The sequence below is a fragment of the uncultured Fibrella sp. genome, assembly GCF_964250085.1.
GTDB lineage: Bacteria > Bacteroidota > Bacteroidia > Cytophagales > Spirosomataceae > Fibrella.
Window position 1 is genome coordinate 1,050,638 of record NZ_CAXUEC010000001.1, and the last position, 24,173, is coordinate 1,074,810.

Annotated in this window: 19 protein-coding genes; 12 read left to right on the forward strand and 7 right to left on the reverse strand. The window is 51.0% G+C overall.

The genetic code is table 11. The features are described from left to right. Window positions 1-438, forward strand: a complete 438-nt coding sequence (locus tag ACFE8Q_RS04185; protein WP_375444101.1) for a DUF5990 family protein — start codon at window positions 1-3, stop codon at window positions 436-438. 12 nt (window positions 439-450) lie between these two features. Here the strand turns inward: ACFE8Q_RS04185 and ACFE8Q_RS04190 are convergent, their stop codons facing one another. Further along, on the reverse strand, window positions 451-1,197 hold the full coding sequence (locus ACFE8Q_RS04190) for an SDR family oxidoreductase (RefSeq protein ID WP_375444102.1): 747 nt from the start codon (window positions 1,195-1,197) through the stop codon (window positions 451-453). Between the two features lie 242 nt (window positions 1,198-1,439). Between ACFE8Q_RS04190 and ACFE8Q_RS04195 the strand changes: the two genes are divergently transcribed. The 3 genes from ACFE8Q_RS04195 (at window position 1,440) to ACFE8Q_RS04205 (ending at window position 8,170) form a co-directional block, all read left to right on the forward strand. Beyond that, the gene (locus ACFE8Q_RS04195) at window positions 1,440-3,890 is read left to right on the forward strand and encodes an ABC transporter permease (protein WP_375444103.1); all 2,451 of its coding nucleotides are present in this window, start codon (window positions 1,440-1,442) and stop codon (window positions 3,888-3,890) included. A gap of 237 nt (window positions 3,891-4,127) precedes the next feature. Then, complete coding sequence (locus tag ACFE8Q_RS04200) at window positions 4,128-5,684, forward strand: ATP-binding protein (RefSeq protein WP_375444104.1); 1,557 nt, start codon at window positions 4,128-4,130, stop codon at window positions 5,682-5,684. A 128-nt stretch (window positions 5,685-5,812) separates the two neighbouring features. Further along, a complete protein-coding gene (locus ACFE8Q_RS04205; RefSeq protein ID WP_375444105.1) occupies window positions 5,813-8,170 on the forward strand; it encodes an ABC transporter permease in 2,358 nt (785 codons plus the stop codon). A gap of 135 nt (window positions 8,171-8,305) precedes the next feature. On the opposite strand, the gene ACFE8Q_RS04210 is transcribed toward ACFE8Q_RS04205, so the two are convergent. Together ACFE8Q_RS04210 and hemA are read right to left on the reverse strand one after the other, a co-directional pair. After that, window positions 8,306-9,070: a DUF1080 domain-containing protein gene (locus ACFE8Q_RS04210; RefSeq protein WP_375444106.1), complete on the reverse strand. Its 765-nt coding sequence runs from the start codon at window positions 9,068-9,070 to the stop codon at window positions 8,306-8,308. 153 nt (window positions 9,071-9,223) lie between these two features. Beyond that, on the reverse strand, window positions 9,224-10,513 hold the full coding sequence (gene hemA, locus ACFE8Q_RS04215; RefSeq protein WP_375444107.1) for a glutamyl-tRNA reductase: 1,290 nt from the start codon (window positions 10,511-10,513) through the stop codon (window positions 9,224-9,226). A gap of 217 nt (window positions 10,514-10,730) precedes the next feature. Between hemA and ACFE8Q_RS04220 the strand changes: the two genes are divergently transcribed. After that, window positions 10,731-12,008, forward strand: coding sequence for a PAS domain-containing sensor histidine kinase (locus ACFE8Q_RS04220; RefSeq protein WP_375444108.1), 1,278 nt, complete (start codon window positions 10,731-10,733; stop codon window positions 12,006-12,008). Window positions 12,009-12,025: 17 nt separating this feature from the next. Here ACFE8Q_RS04220 and ACFE8Q_RS04225 read toward each other — a convergent pair whose 3' ends face one another. Next, window positions 12,026-12,571: a hypothetical protein gene (locus ACFE8Q_RS04225; RefSeq protein WP_375444109.1), complete on the reverse strand. Its 546-nt coding sequence runs from the start codon at window positions 12,569-12,571 to the stop codon at window positions 12,026-12,028. A gap of 20 nt (window positions 12,572-12,591) precedes the next feature. Here ACFE8Q_RS04225 and ACFE8Q_RS04230 point away from each other — a divergent pair, with 20 nt between their 5' ends. The 5 genes from ACFE8Q_RS04230 to ACFE8Q_RS04250 all read left to right on the forward strand — a co-directional run bounded on the left by ACFE8Q_RS04230 (window position 12,592) and on the right by ACFE8Q_RS04250 (window position 17,645). Beyond that, entirely contained in the window at window positions 12,592-13,668 is a 1,077-nt protein-coding gene (locus ACFE8Q_RS04230) for an acyl transferase (RefSeq protein ID WP_375444110.1), read from the forward strand. A gap of 150 nt (window positions 13,669-13,818) precedes the next feature. Continuing rightward, window positions 13,819-14,466 (forward strand): DUF4142 domain-containing protein, encoded by a 648-nt coding sequence (locus ACFE8Q_RS04235; RefSeq protein WP_375444111.1) that lies wholly within the window; start codon window positions 13,819-13,821, stop codon window positions 14,464-14,466. 269 nt (window positions 14,467-14,735) lie between these two features. Next, entirely contained in the window at window positions 14,736-15,887 is a 1,152-nt protein-coding gene (locus ACFE8Q_RS04240) for a sigma-54-dependent transcriptional regulator (protein ID WP_375444112.1), read from the forward strand. A gap of 137 nt (window positions 15,888-16,024) precedes the next feature. Then, a complete protein-coding gene (locus tag ACFE8Q_RS04245) occupies window positions 16,025-16,999 on the forward strand; it encodes an NADPH:quinone oxidoreductase family protein (RefSeq protein WP_375444113.1) in 975 nt (324 codons plus the stop codon). A 55-nt stretch (window positions 17,000-17,054) separates the two neighbouring features. Further along, window positions 17,055-17,645, forward strand: coding sequence for a hypothetical protein (locus ACFE8Q_RS04250; protein ID WP_375444114.1), 591 nt, complete (start codon window positions 17,055-17,057; stop codon window positions 17,643-17,645). Window positions 17,646-17,708: 63 nt separating this feature from the next. Here ACFE8Q_RS04250 and prfB read toward each other — a convergent pair whose 3' ends face one another. Further along, on the reverse strand, window positions 17,709-18,782 hold the full coding sequence (gene prfB / locus ACFE8Q_RS04255; RefSeq protein ID WP_375444115.1) for a peptide chain release factor 2: 1,074 nt from the start codon (window positions 18,780-18,782) through the stop codon (window positions 17,709-17,711). 275 nt (window positions 18,783-19,057) lie between these two features. Between prfB and lpdA the strand changes: the two genes are divergently transcribed. Together lpdA and ACFE8Q_RS04265 are read left to right on the forward strand one after the other, a co-directional pair. Next, complete coding sequence (gene lpdA, locus ACFE8Q_RS04260) at window positions 19,058-20,455, forward strand: dihydrolipoyl dehydrogenase (RefSeq protein WP_375444116.1); 1,398 nt, start codon at window positions 19,058-19,060, stop codon at window positions 20,453-20,455. A gap of 260 nt (window positions 20,456-20,715) precedes the next feature. Further along, window positions 20,716-21,882: a hypothetical protein gene (locus ACFE8Q_RS04265; RefSeq protein ID WP_375444117.1), complete on the forward strand. Its 1,167-nt coding sequence runs from the start codon at window positions 20,716-20,718 to the stop codon at window positions 21,880-21,882. A 15-nt stretch (window positions 21,883-21,897) separates the two neighbouring features. On the opposite strand, the gene ACFE8Q_RS04270 is transcribed toward ACFE8Q_RS04265, so the two are convergent. Both ACFE8Q_RS04270 and ACFE8Q_RS04275 read right to left on the reverse strand, forming a co-directional pair. After that, complete coding sequence (locus ACFE8Q_RS04270) at window positions 21,898-23,715, reverse strand: DNA mismatch repair protein MutS (protein ID WP_375444118.1); 1,818 nt, start codon at window positions 23,713-23,715, stop codon at window positions 21,898-21,900. An 18-nt stretch (window positions 23,716-23,733) separates the two neighbouring features. Beyond that, the gene (locus ACFE8Q_RS04275; RefSeq protein ID WP_375444119.1) at window positions 23,734-24,144 is read right to left on the reverse strand and encodes a Fur family transcriptional regulator; all 411 of its coding nucleotides are present in this window, start codon (window positions 24,142-24,144) and stop codon (window positions 23,734-23,736) included. Window positions 24,145-24,173: the final 29 nt, after the last annotated feature.

Here is a 24,173-nt window from a genome sequence, read left to right on the forward strand (position 1 = left end):
ATGACAGAACAAACTTTCGATTTCAGGATTGTTGTTGAAAAACCAATTGCCGGTGCGGTCTACGGCCTGCAAAAAGGAAGTGGAAAAAATTATGAAACTTTTCAAAAGCAGGAAGCTGGCCCCGGTGCCCTCGTCTTCGATATTACCCTTCCTGCAAAGAGAAACAAAGAAGGTAGCGTGGTATTGTACGGGCCGTTTATTCAGGGAACACCTCAGGGTAGGTTCCTTTATTTGGACATTGGAAGCTATGCTGGCCAGGAAGAGGCACCGCTCAGCGGACGCCTTAAAGTACCTCTCCCTGGAATTTCCGACGAGTTTAGTAGAGAGACCATAGATGGATGGTTCTTTGTAGCCAAAATTTATGGAACAGATGAAAAAACCGGCCGCCCTGCTACGGGAACTGTCAAACCAGTTGATGGCTGGAAAATCGACAAATGATAAAACAACAACTCACGCATAGATCATTTTCCGGGTCATGCCGCCGTCGACGATGAAGTTCTGGCCGGTGATGAAGTCGTTGGCTTCGTCGAGAAGGAACAGGATCATGCGGGCGATATCGTCGGGGCGACCCACGCGGCCGACAGGATGCTGGCTATGATCGACGGGGCGGAGTTTCTCTGGTTCGACATTGCCCTTTTTAAGGCCCGACACGTCGATCCAGCCGGGGCTGATGCAGTTGGCACGTACCTGCGGGCCGAGGCTCATAGCCAGCGAATGAGTGAGCGCAAAAATTCCGCCTTTGCTGGCCGAATAGCCAAACGTGTCGGGTTCAGACTGAAACGCCCGCGTTGAGCAAAGGCTGATAATCGTGCCGTGTTGCTCGCGAAGGTGAGGAACAGCGTATTTAGCACACAGAAACATACCAGTCAGGTTAACGCCGATGGCCCGGTTCCACTCATCGAACGTCAAGTCATCAATGGATTTTTCCTGCATAATAGCGGCATTGTTGACCAGCGCATCAATGCGGCCAAACTGCTTACTGGTTTGTTTTATAGCCCGTTGCACCGACTGTTCATTGGCTACGTCGCACAGCACAAACTGGGCGTTGGGATGCGCTGATGACAACGCAGCTTCCGCTTCAGCAAGGGCTTCAGAATCTTCATCCCAGAGTGATACGGCGTACTGGTGGTTGAGCAGAAATTCGGCGGTAGCCCGGCCAATGCCCTGCCCCGCGCCGGTAATGATAACGGTTTTCATAGCCCATAAACCCGGTTGCTGACTTACCTGGTACCGGTAACTTAGTAACCGGTCAGGTACGTTGCCGCCAAATCTATAAGGTCTACGTAGACCTTATAGGGTCAAAATTACCGGACAACCATCGTCCGCTTTCGGACATTAAGCGTTACGAAATGCGGGTTGAATGGGCTGAAATGGCTTTCTTTAGGGGTTGGCATGGCTGTTGACGTTACCATGTACAACCTATAACTAAGCCTTTTGCTATGTTTCGCCACTACCTCACCATCGCCCTTCGGAATCTGCGTAAAAACCAGGTCTTTACAGTCATCAATGTGGTTGGGCTGGGGCTCGGTATCGCCGCCTTCGGGTTGATCTGGGAATACATTGCCTTTGAACGAAGTGTCAATCAGTTTCATCAAAAACTGCCCAGTCTGTACCGTGTTTTGCTGGAAGATAAATCGGGCGAAACGGGCGAATTTGGGCCCTCGGCGCTGGCCCCCGATGCCAAAGCGATCTTTTCTGAGATTGAGGATGTCTGTCGGCTAGTGACTGGTCCGGCGCAGGGAATTGTTAGCGTGCAGACCGACGGAGGGGAAGTTAAGCCGTTCCGCGAGGCCAATGCGGCGCTGGTCGATGGCAGCTTTTTTTCGATGTTCACGTTTCCACTGGTCAGCGGCAATCCAGCCAGTCTGAAGCAGCCCAATACCGTATTTCTGTCGGAGGCAACCGCCCGGCGGTATTTTGGGAAGCAGGCCGCGCTGGGCAAAACGATCACGGTCAATGGTCAGTTTGGTCAACAACTCTACACCGTCGGGGGCGTATACAAAGACATGCCGGAGAATTCCGACATTCGTTTCGATCTGGTTTATTCACTACAGACGCTGGCCAATCCGGCCAACCTGAATGGCAACACCTGGGCCAGTCTGACCAGCTATAACAACAATTTCCTGCAAACCTGCCTACAGTTAAAACCGGGTACTGATGCTGGCGCGCTGGCCCGCAAACTGACCGCCTTTTACCGGAGTAAAAAGACCGACGAAACAAACACGACCGTGCGGTTGCAATCGTCTATGTATACCCATTTGGGCCAGTCGCTGAGCGATCCGTTTGTGACGGCGGGTAGTTTGGCGTTTGTTTATCTGCTAAGCGGGCTTGCCCTGCTGATTGTGCTTATTGCCTGGCTCAACTACATCAACCTAAGCACAGCCACTGCCCTGACGCGGGCTAAAGAGGTGGGCGTCAGAAAAGTGGTGGGCGCTACACAGGGCCAATTGGTTGGTCAGTTATTGATCGAATCACTGCTGATCAACGCGCTGGGCCTGGTGCTTGGTTTGTTGCTGATCGGTTTGGTACAGCCCGTATTCAATCAGTTTGTAGGGAAGCAACTCAGCGTAGGTACGTTGCTGGCGGGCCGCCCTGGCGAACCTGGTCTGTGGGTCTGGGGGCTGCTGGCTCTATTGGCCGGGGCCATCGTGTCGGGTTGTTACGTAGCCTATGCCCTTACTCGTACTCGTTCGGTGGATATGATGCGGGGTGGTGTGGGCACGCACGGGCGCGCTACCTGGCTGCGACAGTCGCTGGTGGTGGTGCAGTTTGGTATTGCCCTGGTGCTGATTGTGGCGACAATGGTCATGTTTCAGCAAGTGCAGTTCCTTCGCAACCGGCCACTGGGCTTAACTATGGAACGGTTGCTGACGATACGGGGGCCAGAGGTGGGTAAAGAGCAGGCCGATTTCAAAGCCCGTCGTACAACATTCCAGCAACGGGTTACCCAACTGGCGTATGTGCAGGACTGGTGCAACACGGGAAGTGTACCGGGCAACGTCTACAACTTCAACTCGGCGGGAATTACGCGGCAAAATCCCCGGCCCGGCGAAGAGAAACGGAACTACAACATGGTTTTTGCCGACGAGCGCTTTCTGCCCACGTTTGGCATCAGGCTGGTGGCCGGGCAGAATTTTACGCGCACCCAGACTGAAGTCGCTTACGAAAAAGGGGGCGCGATTATTCTGAACGAAAAAGCGGCACTGGACATGGGATTTGCGTCGGCAAAAGACGCCGTAGGTAAAACGGTTGTGTGGGGTAGTAATTTTGAAGTGGTTGGTGTGGTCAGCAACTACCGGCACCAATCGCCCAAGCAGCCGGTAGAAGCGGTGATTTTGATTCCACGCGCCTACAATGGCTACCTGACGGTTCGGCTAGCACCGGGCAACGTACCTGAGCATCTGGCCGAGCTGGAGCGTCAGTACAAGGCCAGCTATCCCGGTAACCCGTTCGATTACTTTTTTGTCGAGTCCACCTATAACGAACAGTATCAGACTGAGCAGCAGTATGGTCAGCTATTCAGCGCGGCGGCGGGCCTGGCCATTTTCATTGCCTGCCTCGGCCTGTTTGGGCTGGCGGCTTTTACGGCGCAGCGCCGCACCAAGGAAATTGGGGTTCGAAAAGTGTTGGGTGCCAGTGTTATGGGTATTGTGACGTTGCTCTCAACTGATTTTCTGAAGCTGGTTAGCGTCGCGTTTTTTGTTGCGGTGCCTATCGCCTGGTGGGCTGCAGACCGCTGGTTGCAGAATTTTGCGGAAAAAACGCCGTTGCACTGGTGGCTTTTTGCGGGTGCGGGTACATTGGTGGCGTTCATTGCCTTACTCACGGTATCGTTCCAAAGCATCCGTGCTGCCCTGGCCGATCCGGTTTCGAGCCTGCGATCAGAATGAATTTGTATAGGTGCTTAAACTAAAGCTTGTCATAGAGGGTCATATAGAATACTATCTGCTTCATAGCCTTATGGTATAAATTCTATTTAGGCTATAGAAAAAGATAGATATTTATTCAGGAGGAAGGAAATGGTCGAAAACTTATCCATAAAATCGCTTTTCATCCAGTAAATTATGGAATCGGTCTACGGAGAAATGACGTATCTTTAGAATTCCTCCGTAACAAAACATACTCTCATGACTTCGTTGCTCCATGCGCCTCCCCCGGCGTTTCCGGTGCTTTCATCGTCAGCTACCGATCAGCAGGCAGATCTACTCCGTGCCATAGTTGAGCATACGGCCTCGGCCAATTCGCTATGGGCACCTGTCTGGAATGAGCAAGGTGCGTTGATCGACTTTCGATACCTGTATGTCAACCCGGCAGCAGCCCGTTATCTTAATCACACCAACGAAGAATTAACCGGGCGATTGGTAAGTGAACTCAATAACGAGTTTCACGAGTCGGGCCATGCAAAACTGTTTGCAGATGTCTATATCACCGCTACGCCCCTTCGTCAGGAGTTGCTACACCCAACCTTACACCGCTGGCTCGACCTGTCGGTTTCGCGGGTAGGGAATGCCTTGCTGATGTCGTTCTATGATATCCACGACCGATATGAGGCCAATCGCCGGGTTCAGGAACAGGCCGAGCTACTGCAACGGGTAGTGGATCAGTCGCCTTCGGGCATGATGTTACTGGAGGCTGTTCGGGATGACAACAAACTGATTGTCGATTTTAAGTATTTGATTACTAATGATTTGAATGCAAAGATGACTGGCTATACCGTCGAGCAGATGACGGGACAGCTTATCTCGGCGCTATTTCCTGGTTATCAAACCCTCGATTTATTCAGTACACTGGTGCATGTAGCAGAGACCGGTGAAACAGTTGAAAACACATTTGCCTACGATCGCTATGGCGTGAAAGGTACATTCGATGGCTACTACATTAAACAGGGCGACGGGGTTTTGTTCACGTTTGTCAACATAACGCGTCTGGCCGAACAACAGCAGCAGCTAACTCAGATGAACCGCGAGCTATTGCACTCCAACGAAAGCCTGCAACAGTTTGCCTACATTGCCAGCCACGACCTACAGGAGCCACTGCGCAAGGTGCAATCGTTTAGTAAGTTGCTAAGTGAACAATATGCTGACCAACTGGAGGGTAACGGGCTCGATATGCTCAGCCGCGTTCAGTCGTCGGCCCGCCGAATGTCGGAGTTGATTCGTGATCTGCTCAACTACGCCCGGCTGACAACGGCCAAAGAACCCTCGGCTGCCGTTGACCTTAATGCCATCATCAGTGAGGCACTTACCGACCTGGATGTGCGCATTCAGGAAACACAGCCAACGATACAGATCGACTCGCTACCAACGGTGCACGGGCGCGCCGTGCAGCTACGTCAGCTCTTTCAGAACTTACTGGGTAACTCCCTTAAATTTCAGCCGCCGGGTCAGCAGCCAATGATTGCTGTCACCTGCCAGATTGCCCACCCTGACGCGCTCCCGGCCGATTTGCCTGCCCGACGTTCCTACTGGCAGATCGACGTGCGCGATAATGGTATTGGCTTCCATCAACAATACACCGACCGTATTTTCGAGGTGTTTCAGCGGCTGCATGGGAAGAACAAATATGCCGGTACGGGCGTAGGGCTGGCCGTTTGCCGCCGCGTAGCCGAAACACACGGCGGCACCATATGCGCCACCAGTCAGCTTGGGAGTGGTGCCACATTCTCGATCTTTTTACCGAAGTAACGCTAAAGACGCAGCGTATCTACTGTCCGTTTTTGGACAGCAAGAAAGTGAAAAATGACTGATAACTAGCTGGTTATAAATATGGACTTTTTTTTGTAGGTACGTTTCAGAGCAAAATTGATAGCCTTATGTTTCGTAACTACCTGCTGGTTTCATTTCGTACGCTATGGCGTAACCGCACGCAAAGCCTGATTAATGTGGTGGGTCTGGCGCTGGGAATGGCCTGTGCGTTGCTGATCGGTATCAACATCGCCGACGAACTGGGATTCGACCGGTTTCATGCCAAAGGCCCCCAATTATACAAGGCGTATAACCGCAATACATTCGAGGGTTCCATTCACTGCTGGCCTACAACGCCCAGTCCACTGGCGCCTGCTCTGAAGGCTGAGTTTCCAGAAATTGTGGAATCGTCCCGTGTGCTTTGGAAACAGCCTTATCTGACCAATTACGGCACCATCCGCATCAATCTTGATGGCAGCTTCATCGACCCCGGTTTTCTCACCATGTTTAGTTTTCCTATGGTGCAGGGCAACCCGAGAACAGCTCTCAATGGCACGAATTCGGTCGTATTAACGCAATCGGCCGCCCGAAAGCTGTTTGGCAATGCCGATCCGATGGGTAAGGTGGTACGGATAGATAATAAAGACAGTTTTGTGGTGTCGGGCGTGCTGAAAGACCTGCCGAAGAATACAGAATTCGAGTTCGAGATGCTGCTGCCCTGGGCTTACCTGTCGAAAACCGGCGACGACTATGCGTACTGGGGCAACAACTACGTCCGCACGTTTGTTGAACTGGCCCCAACGGCTACGCTGGCAGCGGTGAATGCCAAGATCCGCGACATTACAAAGCGTAATTCAAAAGGGACAGAAGACAACGAGGTATTTCTGTATCCCTCATCGAATTGGCATTTGTATGGCTGGTTCCAGAACGGAATCGAACGTGCCAGTGCCCTCGTTTATGTGCGTATGGCGGGCTACATCGCTGGGTTCATTCTGTTGCTGGCGTGCATCAATTTCATGAATCTGAGTACCGCCCGGTCTGAAAAACGAGGCCGTGAGGTAGGCATCAGGAAGGTGGTAGGGGCTAGCCGCTGGTCGCTTATACGTCAGTTTCTTAGCGAATCGTTACTGCTGACTATGATGTCGTTTCTGTTGGCCTTGTTGTTGGCTCAACTGGCCTTACCTCTAGTGAACAAGCTTGCCGAAAAGCAACTGATGATTCCGTATGGAACGGAGCGTTTTTGGCTAGCCTGTCTATTGTTGGTTCTGATTACAGGTACGTTGGCCGGTAGTTATCCAGCCTTGTTTCTGTCGGGAATGCAGCCAATTCGTGTGTTGAAAGGTCGGTTGATAACCCTTCGGGGTAAGGTAGCGCCCAGGCAGGTACTGGTTGTCTTTCAATTTTTGATTACGGTAGGGCTACTCATCTGCACGCTGGTAATAAAGCAGCAACTAGCTCATACCCAGCAGCGTGACATGGGGTATGATCAGCATAACCTGGTCTTCAGCCGGTTTACGGGCGACATTGGCAAGAACTACGCGCTTATTCGTAATGAACTGCTGAATCAGGGTATTGCTACGGCCGTCTGCAAAACCAACAATGCCATTACGGAATCGTATAGTAACACGTGGGGGCTGGATTGGAAGGGTAAACAGCCTGGTTCAAAAATCACGTTCGATCAGTTAACCTGTGCGGGTGATTTTGTGAAAACGATGGGAGTTAAGCTCATCGCCGGCCGTGACCTCGACCAGCAACTGTACCCCACCGATACGGCTGCCTGCCTCATCAACGCCACCGCTGCCAAGGCAATTGGATTTAAAGAGCCGGTTGGACAACTGATTCAGAATGAGGGGACGTCGTTCCGAATTGTGGGTGTTTTTGCCGACTTCATATGGGGGTCTCCTTTCGATAAAGTGCCCCCTATGTTTGTTAAAGGCAGCAACTGGTACAGCACAATCAATTACCGGCTCAATCCGGCCATGCCTACGGAGACAGCGTTGACGAAGACGGCCCGGATTTTCACGCAGTATAATCCGGCGTTTCCATTCGAGGTTAATTTCGTTGATCAGCAATACCAGCTAAAATTCGACCAGATACGTCCTATTGGCGCTATGGCCGGTACGTTTGCCGGACTGGCTATCGTGATTGCCTGCCTCGGTTTGTTTGGGCTGGCTACGTTCATGGCTGAACAGCGCACCAAAGAGATTGGTATCCGGAAAGCGTTGGGAGCCAGTGTGCCAAGCGTAGTGGCTTTGCTGTCGAAAGACTTCCTGAAACTGGTACTCGTAGCGATTTTGCTAGCTGTGCCACTCGCCTGGTGGGGAATGAATGAGTGGCTGAATACCTACTCGTATCGGGTTTCCCTGGACGGCTGGATTTTTGTCGGCGCTGGCTTACTGGCTATCCTGGTGGCCCTGATTACGGTCTCCTACCAAAGTTTGCGCGCCGCCCTCACCGACCCCGTCGACGCGCTACGGGGCGATTAGGGAATTGGTTGATTAGGAATTAAGAAATTGGTTATTAAGGGATTAAGCAAATGGTAGTCTATTAGGAGCCATCAGGCAGCCGTCATTTCCTAATTAACTAATCACCTAATCAGCCAATTACCCAATCCCCAAATATTAGAAATCAGTTGATGCTTTGGTGATGTTTAGCGGCTTGATCCAGACATTGCGGTACATGACGTTATGTCCTTCGGCCTGTAGCTTCAATCCGCCGGGTGTATCGGTAATGCCTTTGCCACCCTCATTACCGCCATCGATGCCTGATTTTGGGCCACCCCAAACCTGGCTGATGAATTTGTTGGTATGCACTTTTTTACCGTTGAAATACATCGTCACCTGCGCCTTTTCGGTCAGCCTACCGTTAGAAAATCGCGCCGCCCGGAAGGTAATGTCATACGCATTCCACTTACCCAGGCCATTGTAGGCACTATAGGGCGAGGCTTCCTCGTTGATCACCGCCGCCATACCGTGGGTAGTGGAGTCGCCATCGAGTACCTGAATTTCGTACCGGTTTTGCAGGTAAACGCCGCTGTTGCCACCCGCAGTTGGAATCAGGAATTCAACGTGAATGCGGGCATCTTTGAACGTGTCTTTCGTAACCAGATCGGCTGACCCGTATTTACCACCCGCCGAAGTGGGGTCGTTGCTACTCATAACCGGACCACCATCAACGGGGTCGGTCATCATGGGCCATTTTATAGGCAATGTTGCCTCCCGGCCCGGCCCATCCCAGTACGTCCATTTGGCATCGCGCATTTTCTGGCTGCCGTCGAAGTAAATGGTAGCCCCTTTCGGAGCTTTCGTGCCGACGCCTACCTGGGCTGTAGCCGTGATGGATAGTGTAAGCAATAGGGCAGCCGGTAGCAGTATGGTAGTTTTCACGGATCTGGAAGTTGACGTTAATCAGAAAAATAGTAAACGTATATCGGCTAGAAAAGAGGCTTCGAGCCTATATATACTACGCATCTGTTTGGAGTGCGCGCACAAAAAAGCCCCGGCACTTGTGGAGCCGGGGCATTCTATATGAACCACAGGTTAGTAATGTAATGACGAGTCACCGATATCGGCGGGCTGATTATCGAGGTTAAACAGGTCGTTCAACACATCGATCAGGGTTTCAGCTTCACCCCGTTTGCAGGCTGCTTTCAATTGCAAGACGGGCAGCTTCAAGACCTTCTGCATAATACCCCGCGTAATCTTGTCTACGCGCTCCGATTCATCAGGACCAAGGTGTTTCAGATGGCGGGCAATCTCTTCTTTCCGAATCTGCTCGAGCGCGTTCTTCAACTTGTTGATCGTCGGCGATACCATCATCTCTTTCGACCAGTCGCCAAACTCGGCGGTGGCCTGTGCTATGATGCCCTCCACCTGCGGAATCGACGCCAGCCGACGATTTAAGGCTTCGTCGGCCCGGTTACGAATATGGTCAATATTATACACCAGTACACCTGGAATCTGCTCAACAGCCGCATCCACGCTACGGGGCACCGACAGGTCGATAAAGTATTTGTAGGTCAGCACGGTCACCTCGCGTAGGAGGGCAGGCGTAAACAGTGGCTCGTCGCGCTGAACGGCCGAAATGATCACATCGGCCTGCTGAATCTCAGCCGACAACTGATCGAAGTCGGCGAAACGTACCTGCAACTCGCGGGCAAGTTCTTCGGCTTTTGAGCGGGTACGGTTGCAAAGCGTAATGTTGGTAACGCCCCGATTGGCCAGATTCCGGCAAACGTCGGCACCAATTTCACCCAATCCCACCACCAGTACGCTCGGGTTACTTCGTTCGCCCAGCAGTTCGTCGATCAGTTCAACGGCGGCGTATGACACCGACGCGGCACCATCCCGAAACGACGTTTCCTGAGCTACCCGTTTGTTGGTAAAGAAGATCGTGTGCATCAACCGATGCAGGAAAGGGCCAGCCAGGTCAAGATCAGCCGACCATTGGTACGACTGCTTTACCTGGTTTGGTATCTGCATATCGCCGATCACCTGCGAGTGTAAGCCTACGCACACCTCAAACAGATGGCGAACAGCCTCCGAGTGGTCGGGTATTTGCTGGAAATAAGGAAGGTAAGCGTCCGTATCGGTCAGTCCCTTTTCAATCAACAACAGGCGCGCAATGGTGTCGTTGTGGTCATCGGATGCCGTGTAATACACCTCGGTACGGTTACAGGTCGATACAACCAGTAGCTCGGAAAGGCCTAGAATATCGCGTAAACGAAGCATTAGCCTCTTGGCCTCGTCTTCGTTGAGTGCAATTAACTCACGTACTGCCAGTGGGGCCGTTTTGTGAGATAAACTGATTGATTTAAAAACGTCAAACATAGCGATTACGCTTAGTCAACAGCTAAACGAAGTACAAAATTACAGTACAAAACAGTCTGCATGGCCGATCGTGTGAGCTAATAGACTATTTAGAATTTATATAAACAGGGAGCCGTTTTTCTTTATAAAATCCTACTGAAACGTCTATTGAAGAAACACCCTTATGTACGTTCAGGTTCTATGATTCGTTACCTTGTAAGGATAAAGAGGGAGGTTCATGCTGAAGTCGTTCGATATATACAGTCAGAATAACGTAATGAAAATCATCGTAGCGTTGAACTTGCTCCTGGTAGGAACGGGGTCAGTGCTATTTACGAACCGGATTATCAACAGACTTGAAGCGCGGGAGGAACAGTACATGCGACTATACGCCAGAGCGCTGGCGTACGCCATTGAAACGGCTGACGAACAGGAAAATCTGAATTTCATCGTGACGGGCATCATCGAGACGAATGAAAATAACGCTATACCCGCCATTTACGTAGACGAGCACCTTGAGCCATCACAATGCCGAAACGTCGATTTTCCCGACAACCTGACTGGCGAAGAGAAGCACGACTTCCTGAAACAGCAGATTCTGGAAATGCGGGCAAACCATCCGCCGATTGTCGTTGATTTGAAAGACGGCGAAAAAGGCCTTATCTATTATAATAATTCGCAGTTACTCAAGCAACTAAGCTATTTCCCCTTTGCTCTGCTAGCCATCCTTACCGCTCTGGCGGTGCTGGCGTATCTGTCGTTCAGTTCGTCGCGCCGGGCCGAGCAAAACCGCGTGTGGGTAGGGCTGGCCAAAGAAACGGCGCACCAGTTAGGTACGCCCCTTTCGTCACTATTGGCCTGGGTCGACTACATGCGCACCGATCCCGACCATTATGAGGCTGAGGTGACCGATGAAATCGAGAAAGATGTACAGCGGCTTGAAACAATTACGGCGCGTTTTTCCAGCATTGGCTCTATTCCGACGCTGAAAGACGAGAATCTGGACGAAGTAGTGACCCAGTTTACTAATTATCTGGCCCGGCGTATTTCGACCAAAGTGAAAATGACGGTCGAGAGCAACCTGCCCGCCACGCTGATGGTGCGCATCAATCGGCTGTTGTTCGAATGGGTCATCGAAAATATCTGCAAAAATGCCGTAGATGCCATGGCGGGCGTCGGCGAGTTGCGTATCCGCCTGTTGCCCCTGCCCAACGATGAAGTAGGCATCGACATTACCGATACGGGCAAAGGCATGAGCAAATCGAGCATGTCCAAGGTTTTCTCGCCGGGTTACAGTACCAAAAAACGGGGCTGGGGCCTGGGACTAACGCTCGCCAAACGGATCGTGGAAGAGTATCATAACGGCCGCCTGTACGTGAAATCGTCGGAGATAGGTAAAGGCACCACGTTCCGTATCGTGCTCAATCGCGAACCGGGCGTATTACCTGAAGTACCCGTGGCCCGCAAAAAAAAGCCCTCACTGCTCACGCTGCGAGGGCCAAAGAAGGTAAGTTAGGCGGAGAAACTAGGAACTTATCGCCCATTCAAGGGTACAGATATCGTGTCGGTTACAATTGTATTGCTGACGTTTAGCGCCCTGTCGCGGATACGTACCTGGAAGCGCACGGGGGCCATGCGGTAGGGGCGTTGGTAGAAAAATACCTGACCAAAGTCAATGTCGCCTTCAACGGCTCCTTTCTGGCTGGTTAAGGGTGAGCGAGGAAAAAAAAGTTTACTATTATCACCAGCCGGTAGCTCTTTGTAGATACCGTTGGCAAACTCAAATGTCTTGATTTCGTAATTTCCCCAGGTTTCCTTGCCAAAGACAACGCGCTGCCGGGTGGTGTCGCGGGTATCTTCGCCAATATCGCCGGTGCCATCCTGAAGCCTGATCGTTAGAATGACCGAATCGCGGGCGGCCTGCCCAACGCCACTACCAGCCGCAAGCGTAACTTTTACGGGTGGGCCAACCAGACTGATGGCGGGCGTATCACTATAATCGGGTTCTGTAAAACAGGCGGTCAGGGCCACAGAAAGGGCCACGGCCAACATTCCCTGATGAATTAGTTGTCTGCGCATGCTGTTAACGTACTGAATTTTTGCAAGCTACTGTGTTTTTATCCCAATCCGACTGGCGGTCTTTGTTACGGCAACGTATTCTCAACGTAACACCCACCGATTTCGAGGCACTGGCCCTGGATCTGTTTCGATACCAGGCCCGCCATAATGCCGTTTATGCCGAGTACTTACGCCATCTTCGGTGCCAGCCTGAGTTGGTGCAGACGCTGGCCGAGATTCCGTTTCTCCCGATTAGCTTTTTTAAAACACATCGGGTACTCATTCCAGACGTACCCGGCGCCACTGAGTTTGCCAGCAGCGGAACTACCGGAGCAACTACCAGCAGGCATCTGGTGCCCGATTTGCCCCTGTACGACGCGGTTTGCCAGCGGCTATTCGAAGACATCTACGGGCCACTCAGCCAGTTTCATATTCTGGGGTTATTGCCGTCGTATCTGGAACGAAATAACTCGTCGCTAGTATATATGGTTCAGCGATTTATGGACCTGTCGGGCTCCGATCAGTCCGGTTTTTTCCTGAATGACCATGCTGAGTTAACAAACCGGCTCCGGTACCTGACCGAACAGGCTACGCAACATAGCGTGCCCGTCAAAAAGGTACTGCTGATCGGTGTTACGTTTGGCCTGCTAGACTGGATTGATCAAACGCCCGAACCGCTAACCTGGGTTGGCACGCACCCGAATCTGGTGGTGATGGAGACTGGCGGTATGAAAGGTCGGCGCCGGGAAATGCTTCGCGAAGAAGTACATGCTGAGTTGAGGACGGCGCTGGGCTTGCCAGCCATTCACTCCGAATATGGCATGACCGAATTGCTGTCGCAGGGGTACTCAACCGGGGCGGGTGTGTTCTCGCCAGGCGCTACCATTCAGGTACGTCTCCGCGATCTCAACGATCCATTTCACAGCTACGTACCTGGCCAAGCAACCGGGAAACAGACCGGTGGCGTAAACGTGATCGATCTGGCAAATCTGGATTCCTGTGCCTTCATCGAGACGCAGGACCTGGGCCAGTACGAAGGCAACTCAGGTACGTTCAGGATCATGGGCCGGTTTGATAACGCCGATGTGCGAGGGTGTAATTTGTTGGTAACGTTATAATTATGTGAGGGAACGGAGCTATTCACAGGCCGCCTAAGTTTTATTGTCTTTATAATCTATAGACTAATAAAACTTTCTTCTAAACCGGCAAACACTTGGCTTTGGGATCGGTTAAGTCTCTGTTTTTCCAACAACAAATCACAACGTATTATGAAAAATGCATTGCTTGTAAGCGCAGGCCTGATCGCTACGCTGCTTACCACAGAATTGACGCAAGCCCAAACCAGCCGGATGGATACTGACATGGTTGGGCGAACCAGTAAAATGGATTTCGACCGTATGAACAAAGAAGGAGCCGCAACGGTGGCTTCAATTACGCCCAACAGCACGAAACTATCGAAAGCGGATGAAGACCTGATGATGCAGGTGGCTATGGGGGGCATGATGCAACTGGAAACCAGCAAAGTGGCAGTTCAAAAATCGACGAATCCTGAAGTGCGCGAGATGGCTCAGGCCGAAGTAGATGAGCAGACCGGTCTGTCGGCTAAATTACAGGAGATTGCCACTGCAAAGGGCGTTACGCTTCCCAGCTCACCAGATGCCAAAACACAGGAGATGGTGGCGAAAATGCAGGGCATGTCGGGAACAGAACTGGACCGGCATTATGTGAAAGAACATGCCGTAAAAGGCCATGAACTGCTCGACAAAACAATGTCGAAAGTAGAAAGTAAAGGACAGGATGCCAACCTGATGGCCGTGGCCAAAGCCGCTCATCCATTAGTAAAAACGCATTTAAAAGTAGCCCGTGAACTGGACACAAAATTGCGTAGTGGCAATTCGATGAGCAGTGGTCGATAAGTATATAGGAACCATAAAAAAAGGTCAACCACAACTGGTTGGCCTTTTTTTATGACCGCTTTACATTTGCAGGTAGCTACGGGCCGCACTGATCAATTGCTTAGGCGTTGCCAACATTCAATTGGATAAGGGTTATAAATAATGGGTTGATGTTGTTTCCTTGTGTGTAATGACCTTACTTCGATTTATTAAAGCAATGGTTGATTGCTGGATCAATTTGATCAGGTAATTGATAAGCGTATCTATCGACTTAGTTTTTTACATAATTTATGGCCAAACTCATCATTATTGATGACGAAAAGAGCATCCGGGCAGCCCTGCGCGATATTTTAGAATATGAGGGCTACGAGGTCGATGAGGCCAAAGATGGCGAAGAAGGCCTGACAATGGTCCTCAATACGCGCTATGATGTCGCCTTATGCGATATTAAAATGCCTAAAATGGATGGGCTGGAGATGTTGCTGAAAGCGAACGAAGCTGAACGAGGCACTCAGTTTATCATGATCTCGGCTTTTGGTAACGTCGAAAACGCTGTTGAGGCAACGAAACGCGGTGCCTTCGATTTCATTACCAAACCACCCGATCTGAATCGCCTTCTGGTGACCGTTCGTAATGCCATCGAGAAATCGAAACTCGTTGCGGAAACCAAGACGCTGAAGAAACGAATCTATAAGATCAATGAGATCGTTGGCGACTCAGACCCAATTCGGAAAGTAAAGGAAACCATCAACCGGGTAGCCGCTACGGAGGCACGCGTATTGATAACCGGCCCCAATGGATCGGGCAAAGAGATGGTAGCCAAGGGAATTCACGAAAAAGGGAACCGGGCCGGTATGCCGCTTATTGAAGTGAACTGTGCCGCCATTCCGGGTGAGCTGATCGAGAGTGAACTGTTCGGGCATGAGCGTGGTGCGTTCACCGGAGCAGCAGCAAAGCGCATCGGTAAGTTTGAACAGGCCGATGGGGGAACGCTGTTCCTGGACGAAATTGGTGATATGAGCCTGTCGGCCCAAGCCAAGGTTTTGCGTGCTTTGCAGGAGAGTAAAATCACACGCGTTGGTGGCGATAAAGAGATCAAGGTTAATGTCCGCGTAATTGCGGCAACAAACAAGGATCTACGCCGGGAAATTGCTGAGGGTAATTTCCGGGAAGATTTATTCCACCGCCTCAGTGTCATCGTTATTCACGTACCTGCGCTGGCTGATCGGAAAGAAGACATTCCGCTACTGGCCGATAAATTTTTGCAGGATATCAGCGTTGACTATAATTCGCCCGTCAAAGAGATAGAACCGGCAGCGATGGTTTATCTCCAGTCGATGCCCTGGACAGGTAACGTTCGTGAACTGCGCAACGTCATCGAACGGCTCGTGATCATGTGTGGCGACGCCATTACCCTCGACGACGTGCAGATGTATGCTTAACTGAAGTCAGAAAAAGCCTGAAGTCGTTAGTCTGGAAAGTCTTTCTGTATTGCTTAAGCGCCAGCCATGTACTTGCGTGAGTAACGCAAAGAAGACTTTTCATACTAATGACTTTTTATTTTCCTGACTTTTAATTTATGAAAGCTGTTCTCTGTCACCAGTTTGGCCCACCTGAATCTCTGACCGTTGATGAGATTGCCTGGCCCGAGGCTGGGCCGGGTCAAGTTGTGATCGCCGTAAAAGCCTGTGGCGTCAACTTTCCTGATACGCTCATTATCGAGGGGAAATATCAGTTTAAGCCTGCTTTCCCCTTTTCGCCGGGTGGCGAAGTAGCGGGTGTTGTGCGGGAAGTAGGCGCGGACGTCACGCACCTTAAGCCGGGCGATAACGTATTTGCGCTAACTGGCTGGGGTGGCTTTGCCGAAGGCGTACTGGCCGATGCGGTCAAGACATTTCCAATGCCATCGGGTATGGATTATGCTACGGCTGCCTCGCTCATGTATACCTACGGCACCTCATACCACGCCCTGAAACAACGCGCGCAGGTACGTTCTGGCGAGACCTTGCTGGTGCTTGGTGCGGCCGGTGGCGTGGGATTGGCCGCTGTAACGCTTGGTAAGCTCATGGGTGCGCGTGTGATCGCCGCCGCCTCGACTGAGGAGAAGCTGGCCCTCTGCCGTGAGTATGGTGCCGATGAAACCATTAATTACACAACTCAACCGCTACGAGACCGATTGACCGAACTGGTTGGTAAAAAAGGTGTAGATGTGGTGTATGATCCGGTGGGCGGCAATTTAGCCGAACAGGCATTGCGTTCGATGGCCTGGGGAGGGCGGTATTTAGTTGTCGGTTTCGCCGCCGGACCAATTCCAAGTTTACCTTTCAACCTGCCACTGTTAAAGGGCTGCTCAGTAGTGGGGGTATTTTGGGGTGCCTTTGCCGAACGTCAGCCCAAAGAAAATAAACAGAACGTGCAGGAGTTGCTCCAGTTCTGGGAACAGGGTCAACTTGTTCCGCACATTCACGCCACGTACCCACTCGAGAATGCCGCTGATGCGCTCAGCGAAATGGTTGGCCGCCGGGTGATGGGCAAGGTGCTGATGGTAATATAATAGGTGATCATGACATCATTTTCATCACATTAAACCAATACTTACTTTTGCGTGCATGAGATCCGAACAACGATTAAACCAGATAGAGCCAGTTCTCGCTGAAGTCCTTCAGAAAGTTGACCGACTAGTTGATGGTCAGGGTGTTATTCTAAACGAAGTAGCTAAAATCCAGGGCATCGAAGAAAAACTTCAACATATGGAAGTTGAGGTAGCCAAGGTTGCGGGTATCGAAAAAGAGGTAGCCAAGATTGCAGGCATCGAAAAAGAGGTAGCCAAGATTGCAGGTATCGAAAAAGAGGTAGCCAAGATTGCGGGTATTCAGAAAGAGGTGGCCAAGATTGCAGGCATTGAAAAAGAGGTAGCTAAGATTGCGGGTATCGAGAAAGAGGTAGCCGAAATCGCAGGTATTAAGAAAGAAGTGGCCAAAATTGCAGGTATTGAGAAAGAGGTCGCTAAGATTGCGGGTATTGAGCAAAATCTATCGTTAACGGCCAAGGCGGTAGTTAACCTAACTATTGACGTTCAGGAATTCAAAGACGAAGTACGGGAAGGGTTCAAACAGGTTGATGAACTGAAAGCAAGCCAGGGGAGACTGGAAAGTACTCAGCAAGAGATTTTGGCTCTTTTGCGTGGACGTTCTCAGTAGTAGCCCCACAGATTACTACCGTCGCAAACCTTGCGACGGCCATAGACACGACTAGTAGTCTGCTTACTGCTCCAGCAGATAAGCCTTAATAAATCCGTCGATGTCACCATCCAAAACGGCTTCGGTGTTGGATGTTTGGTAACCCGTACGGTGATCTTTCACCCGGCGATCGTCGAGCACATAGGAACGGATCTGGGATCCCCACTCGATTTTTTGCTTACTGGCTTCAATCTCAGCGCGGGCGGCATTGCGTTTTTCAACCTCAATTTGATATAATTTCGACTTCAGCAAGCGAATAGCTACTTCCTTGTTCATTAACTGGCTACGTTCCTGCTGACACTCGATGATGAGGCCGGATGGTTTGTGTTTGAGTCGAACGGCCGTTTCAACTTTGTTCACGTTCTGGCCACCAGCTCCTCCCGATCGGAAGGTATCCCAGGTAATATCAGCCGGGTTTACATCAATCTCAATCGTGTCGTCGACCAGCGGATAGGCGTATACAGAGGCAAATGACGTGTGGCGACGGGCATTAGAGTCGAATGGGGAGATGCGTACCAATCGGTGAACGCCATTCTCTGATTTCAGGAAGCCATAGGCAAGTGGGCCGTCAATTTCGATGGTAGCCGATTTGATGCCTGCTGTATCTCCGTCCTGATAGTCGACCTGTTTTACGCCGTATCCGTGCTTCTCTGCCCAGCGCATATACATGCGATACAGCATATCGGCCCAGTCCTGGCTTTCGGTGCCACCAGCCCCCGAATTAATTTCGAGCACAGCCGATAGTTGATCCTCTTCGTTACTGAGCATCTTTTTCAACTCCAGTTCGTCGAGGGTAATCTGAAGTTTACGACTTTCTTCATCGACTTCCTCTTCAGGTACGTCGCCTGCTTCGTAGAATTCGTACAGCGTTTCCAGGTCGCCAAATTCACCAAGCAGCTTTTCGTAGCCCGTAATCCAGCCTTTCAGACCACGTACCTGCTTCATTACGCTTTCAGCGCGGGCCGCATCGGTCCAGAATTCAGGCTGAAAGGTTTGCTGCTCCAGTTCGGCAAGCTGTTGTTTTTTATTGTCGTAATCTAAATAACCCCGTAAAGCCTCAACTCGGCCCCGGATTTCCTGTACTTGTTCAGTAGTCATATCGGCAAATAACCCGCATTTGCGGGTGAGAGATTGGAACGCAGATTTTGCGAAAATACCGGGTTGATGTGGCTCAACGACGTGCTAAAAAGATCAGCGGGGGTCATTTATAGCTGCCTGCTCTGTGTTCCCTATGGTTTGGCAAAGATACAACAAACCGGTGGGTGGGTTTGGTTTTGGGATAAGTCGCGGCTGGTCAACTTTTCAACCTACCTTTGCGTTTTGAAATCGGCGTTTAATCTAACGCCTGACCTCAACTTCGAACAAGTTTTATAATGGCTTCACAGTACGATGTTATCGTGGTAGGAAGCGGACCCGGCGGCTATGTAGCGGCCATCCGGGCTTCGCAATTGGGCTTGAAAACAGCCGTTGTTGAACGCGAAAGCCTGGGCGGGATCTGCCTCAACTGGGGGTGTATCCCCACCAAAGCCCTGCTGAAGAGTGCGCAGGTCTTTGAATACATCAAGCACTCAAAAGATTACGGGATCACCGTGGGTGAATCGTCGGCTGATTTCAGTGCCGTGATCAAACGAAGCCGTGGTGTGGCCGACAGCATGAGCAAGGGCGTAGCGTTTTTGATGAAGAAAAATAAGATCGACATCATCAGCGGTACGGGTAAGGTAAAGCCGGGTAAAAAAGTGGAGGTGACCGCTCAAGACGGTAAAACCACTGAATACGAAGCTAAAAACATTATCATCGCCACCGGTGGCCGGGCTCGTCAACTGCCAAGTGTACCCCTCGATGGCGAAAAAGTGATCGAGTACCGTAAAGCCATGACGCTGGAGAAGCGGCCCGATACCATGCTGGTCATTGGCTCGGGAGCAATCGGCGTCGAGTTCGCGTATGTATACGCCAGCATGGGCACCAAAGTGACCATCATCGAGTTTCTGCCCAACATCGTGCCGGTTGAAGACGAAGATATCTCGAAAGAGTTGCTTCGCCAGTACAAGAAGCTGGGTGTTGACATCTACACCAGTTCAGAAGTGACCAAGGTTGATACCAGCGGAAAAGGCTGTAAGGTGACGGTGAAAACACCCGACGGGGAAAAGTCATTCGACGCTGATGTAGTATTGTCGGCTGCCGGTGTGGTGGCCAATATCGAGAACATCGGCCTGGAGGAAACGGGCATAAAAACAGATCGGGGTAAAATTGTTACCGACGATTATTACAAGACTAATGTTGATGGGTATTACGCTATTGGCGACGTAACGAAAGGGCAGGCCCTGGCGCACGTAGCCTCGGCCGAAGCCATCATCTGCGTTGAAAAGATCGCCGGTCTGCCGCATGTAGAGCCACTGAATTACAACAATATTCCGGGCTGTACGTACTGTACGCCCGAAATCGCGTCGGTGGGTTATACGGAGAAAGCAGCGCGTGAAGCCGGATACGAACTGAAAGTCGGCAAGTTTCCATTCTCGGCATCGGGCAAGGCAAAGGCTTCAGGTACGCCGGAAGGTTTCGTAAAAGTGATTTTTGACGCTAAGTACGGCGAGTTCCTGGGGGCTCACTTCATAGGCAATAATGTGACGGAAATGATTGCCGAAGTAGTAGCGGCCCGCCGCCTGGAAACAACCGGTCATGAAATTCTGAAAGCGGTACATCCGCATCCGACCATGTCAGAAGCTATAAAAGATGCTACTGAGGCGGCCTACGGTGAGGCCATCCATTTGTAGGGAGCAATTCATAAGTAGACAAAAAAAGGCTCTGGTACTATTCCAGAGCCTTTTTTTGTCTTTCATTTAGGTGTAAGCAATATAACTTAGCAATTGTGCCTGGTTGGCATACGCTTTGTGGAGTATTTATCCGATATACTTGCCATATTTTTGTATCTTTTCCAACTACAAACTTGTCTAACCAGAAAAATAAATAACTGAATAATGTACAGATTAACAGCCTCTTATCGCTTTTTTGCCTCTAGTTGCCTGAGCCTGTGATGGAGCGATCACGCATTTGTCGACATACCTGCCTGCTTCTGTTCGGGTTGTACTTTACGATTGGCAGCATTATTGCTCAGTCGCCGCCTACTACTATTTCCTTCGATGGGTATAGAGCGGGATTCGATATAGGCTCTCAAGGTGTTAAGCTATCTGTGATTGGTTTCTATCATCAGGAGGGCAGGTTGAAGTATAAGCTGGTCTACGACCGGCAAGAGACAGTTGGCCTGGTGAAAGGCATGGAGTTGAACAACGGCAGACTGCGTATGGCCGATATTCAGGAAGCAGTAGCTACTGTGCAGGAAATGATAAAAGACGTTAGCGAGACGTTTGGTTTAACTAACCGGGATTTTATCATTTATACATCGTCTGGCGTGAATACGGCCACCAACGTAGCCGACGTAAACGTGCAGACGCAGCGAATACTGGGTATGTCCACCGTGATCGATATGCCTACCAAGGTTGAGGCAACTTATAGTGTCCGGGCGGGGTTGGCCCGTGAGGATTTCGACAAAGCGATTCTAGTCGATGTTGGCGGTGGCAATCTAAAAGGCGGTATCCTGCAACCCTACGTAAGTGCGTCGGGTGCTACGCGTTACACATTTAAATCCTATACTATTGAGTTTGGTGCCCGTCGGCTTGCCGAGCGTATCCTGCTTCGTCGCCCTAGCCAGACAGACTACGCTACCCAGTTGAAGACGATGGTTGAGGACTCTATTGCCCCAATCATCAGAATGTCGTTGAACGACAACCCGGGAATTAAAGACATAAGCCGGTCTACGATTTATCTGACAGGCGGTGCAGCTTATCAATTCATTACCTGGCGTTATCCAGAGAAATTGCAGGAGGAAATCGTTGAGTTTACCCTCGATGATTTCGGGCAATTTGTGGAAATGCTTCACTCGCCAACAGGCTGGATTGACTGGCAAAGCCGTTCATTTGCCATGATTGAAGACCCTAAACTGCGCGAACTGATTGAACGTGACCATGCCAAAGCGACCAGACGCGTGTATAATCGCGAGGGGTGCTTGGCAGGTACGTTGCTGGCGCAGCAGATTTTCCGGGAAATTGGCGGGCTAAACACCAAAACGTTCTACTTCACCCGTGATGCCTACTGGATCAATGCGTTGGTGTTCGACACGTATAAGGGAGAGTTCAAGAAATAGCAGTCAGGTCAACGTTCACATTTCTATTCCAATCGCTTTCATCAACTGGCTGGCATTGAAGCTCTGGCAAACGCCGGGTCGAAGTTGATAATCGAAGGTGACCTTGCCTTCATCAATGTCCGACCGGAAATGGTAGTTCTGTACGAAATCAACGGACTCGCCAAGTTGGCCAAGTTCCAGGTCATGGGTCGACACGAAGCCTGAGGCTCCGGTTCGGTGCAGTTGGCGGATCAGCGCTTCGGCACCTTTATGGCGATCGGCTGAGTTTGTTCCTTTCAGAATTTCATCCAGGAAATACAGAATAGGCAGGTCAGTTGGCAAGGCTACTTCACCGTATACTGTGGGTTGATTGGCCTGCGTAAGCTGAATTAGCGTACGTAGCCGTTTTAGCTCTGCGTAAAACGAAGATGTATTTTCTTCAAGCGAATCTTGTGTACGCATGCTGGTATATACCTGAACAGGCGAACAAACGAACCGCCGGGCAGCTACTACTGCTCCTGCCTGCGCCAACACCACGTTGAGCCCCACTGTGCGTAGAAAGGTACTCTTTCCCGACATATTGGAGCCCGTAATCAAAATTGTTTTTCCAGATCCGTCAAAGGCGAGCGAATTGGCCACCGCCCGTACTGGCGGAATCAGTGGATGGGCTACATGCTGGGCGTCGATGTGTACGCCTGCTTCTTCGACTAGATCGGGTTGCACATAATCAGGATGAGCGTAAGCGAAGCCTGCCAGGCTGTTCAGTGCTTCGGCCTCGGCCAATGCCCCAAACCAATCGGCCAGCGCGGGGCCGTGCTGTTCCCGCCAGCGGTTTAGCGCAACCAGATAGTGAGCGTCCCAAAGTGAAGGCAATCCAATGAAAATGTAGAAGTAAGGATTGCGACGAAAGTTGAAGTTTTCAACCAACCGTGCTAACTGACGTATAGCCACCGAGGCCGTCGCCTGACCAGACTGTAGTTGTTTCCGCAGATCGGCCAACAAAATAGACTCGCCGGGGGTACGTTCAACGAAGCGGAAAAGATCGGCAAAATCAGCCAGCGACTGCGCAATCTCATGCGTTTGTTCGCTTACCTGTTTAGTTGTTTCCTGAAGTGGATTCAATACAACCCCGTGAAAGGCTATGGCCGCAAAGACAGACCAGCCAGGTACGTAGCCCATCACCCAACTGACAAATATTCCCAGTGTCAGAACAGGTAGTATGAATCGGGCAATGTTGATCCAACCGGGTAGAGGCGTGGTGCTGGTTGCCCAGGTACGTATTCCCGCGGTAGGGAGGCTGATCTTTTCATTCAGCATGGCGGTAGCCTCAAAGTCCTGTCGCCAGTTAATGTGCGTTTGCAGCGCCTGAATGGCCTGTTGACGCAAAAAAATGATGTGTGGTTGGGCGGGTTGCAACAGGTATTGGGCCAACCGGGCGGCTCCATCGTGGGTACGTGTCCGGTTGAGGAGGCGGAATAGCGAGTGCTTGCCAAATACGTCCAGGTCATGGGCGTACGCGTGATCGATTGGGGCAAAGGCAAGACCTGTTTCGGGGCGGGTAAACTGCCGGGCAAGCCGTTGCTGTTCGTCGGTATTGATGGTGGCCAGGTGGCGGTTGAGGTCGCTGTGCCGACGAACAGCCCGGTGCCATGTCATCATGCGTGTAAAAACGACCAGACCAACTATACCGGCGATGAGCGCCCAGGTGGACTGTTTGCTGACTATCAATAGCCAAACGGTAGCTACGGAAAAAGCGAACCAGGCGAGACGCCAGATAGCCAGTTGGTTATGCCGTTGCTGATCAGCTTCGGCCTGTTGTTGAAAACCGCGTTCGCGGTCAGAGAAAGAAGTCATTGACGTGGAGATACAAGGCTACAGGCACTCAGGGCAGGTGCCCTGAATGAGCAGATTCGTCTCCTGCCTACTGTAACCGCTAGGCAGGACGATAGCTGGAATCTGAACATCATCCAGACAAGTAGTCTGACCACATTGCTGACATTTGAAATGAACATGGTCGTGATGATGATCGTCTTTACCGCAGGTAGTACGGCAAAGGGCATATTTAGGGTCGCCAGCATCATCCAGCACCTTGTGAACAATTCCTTTATCGAGAAACGTGCGCAGTGTTCGGTAGATGGTTACCCGATCGTGGTCGGGCCCGAGGCGTGATTCAATATCGCCATGCGCCAACGCATGGTCGCTTTGCAGAAACAAATCGAGCATTTCCAGCCGGTTGCTGGTATGCCGCAGATCATGGTCTTTTAAGGTCTGTGCAGGGTTCATGGCGTTTGTTATAAACGAATTGTGCGGCT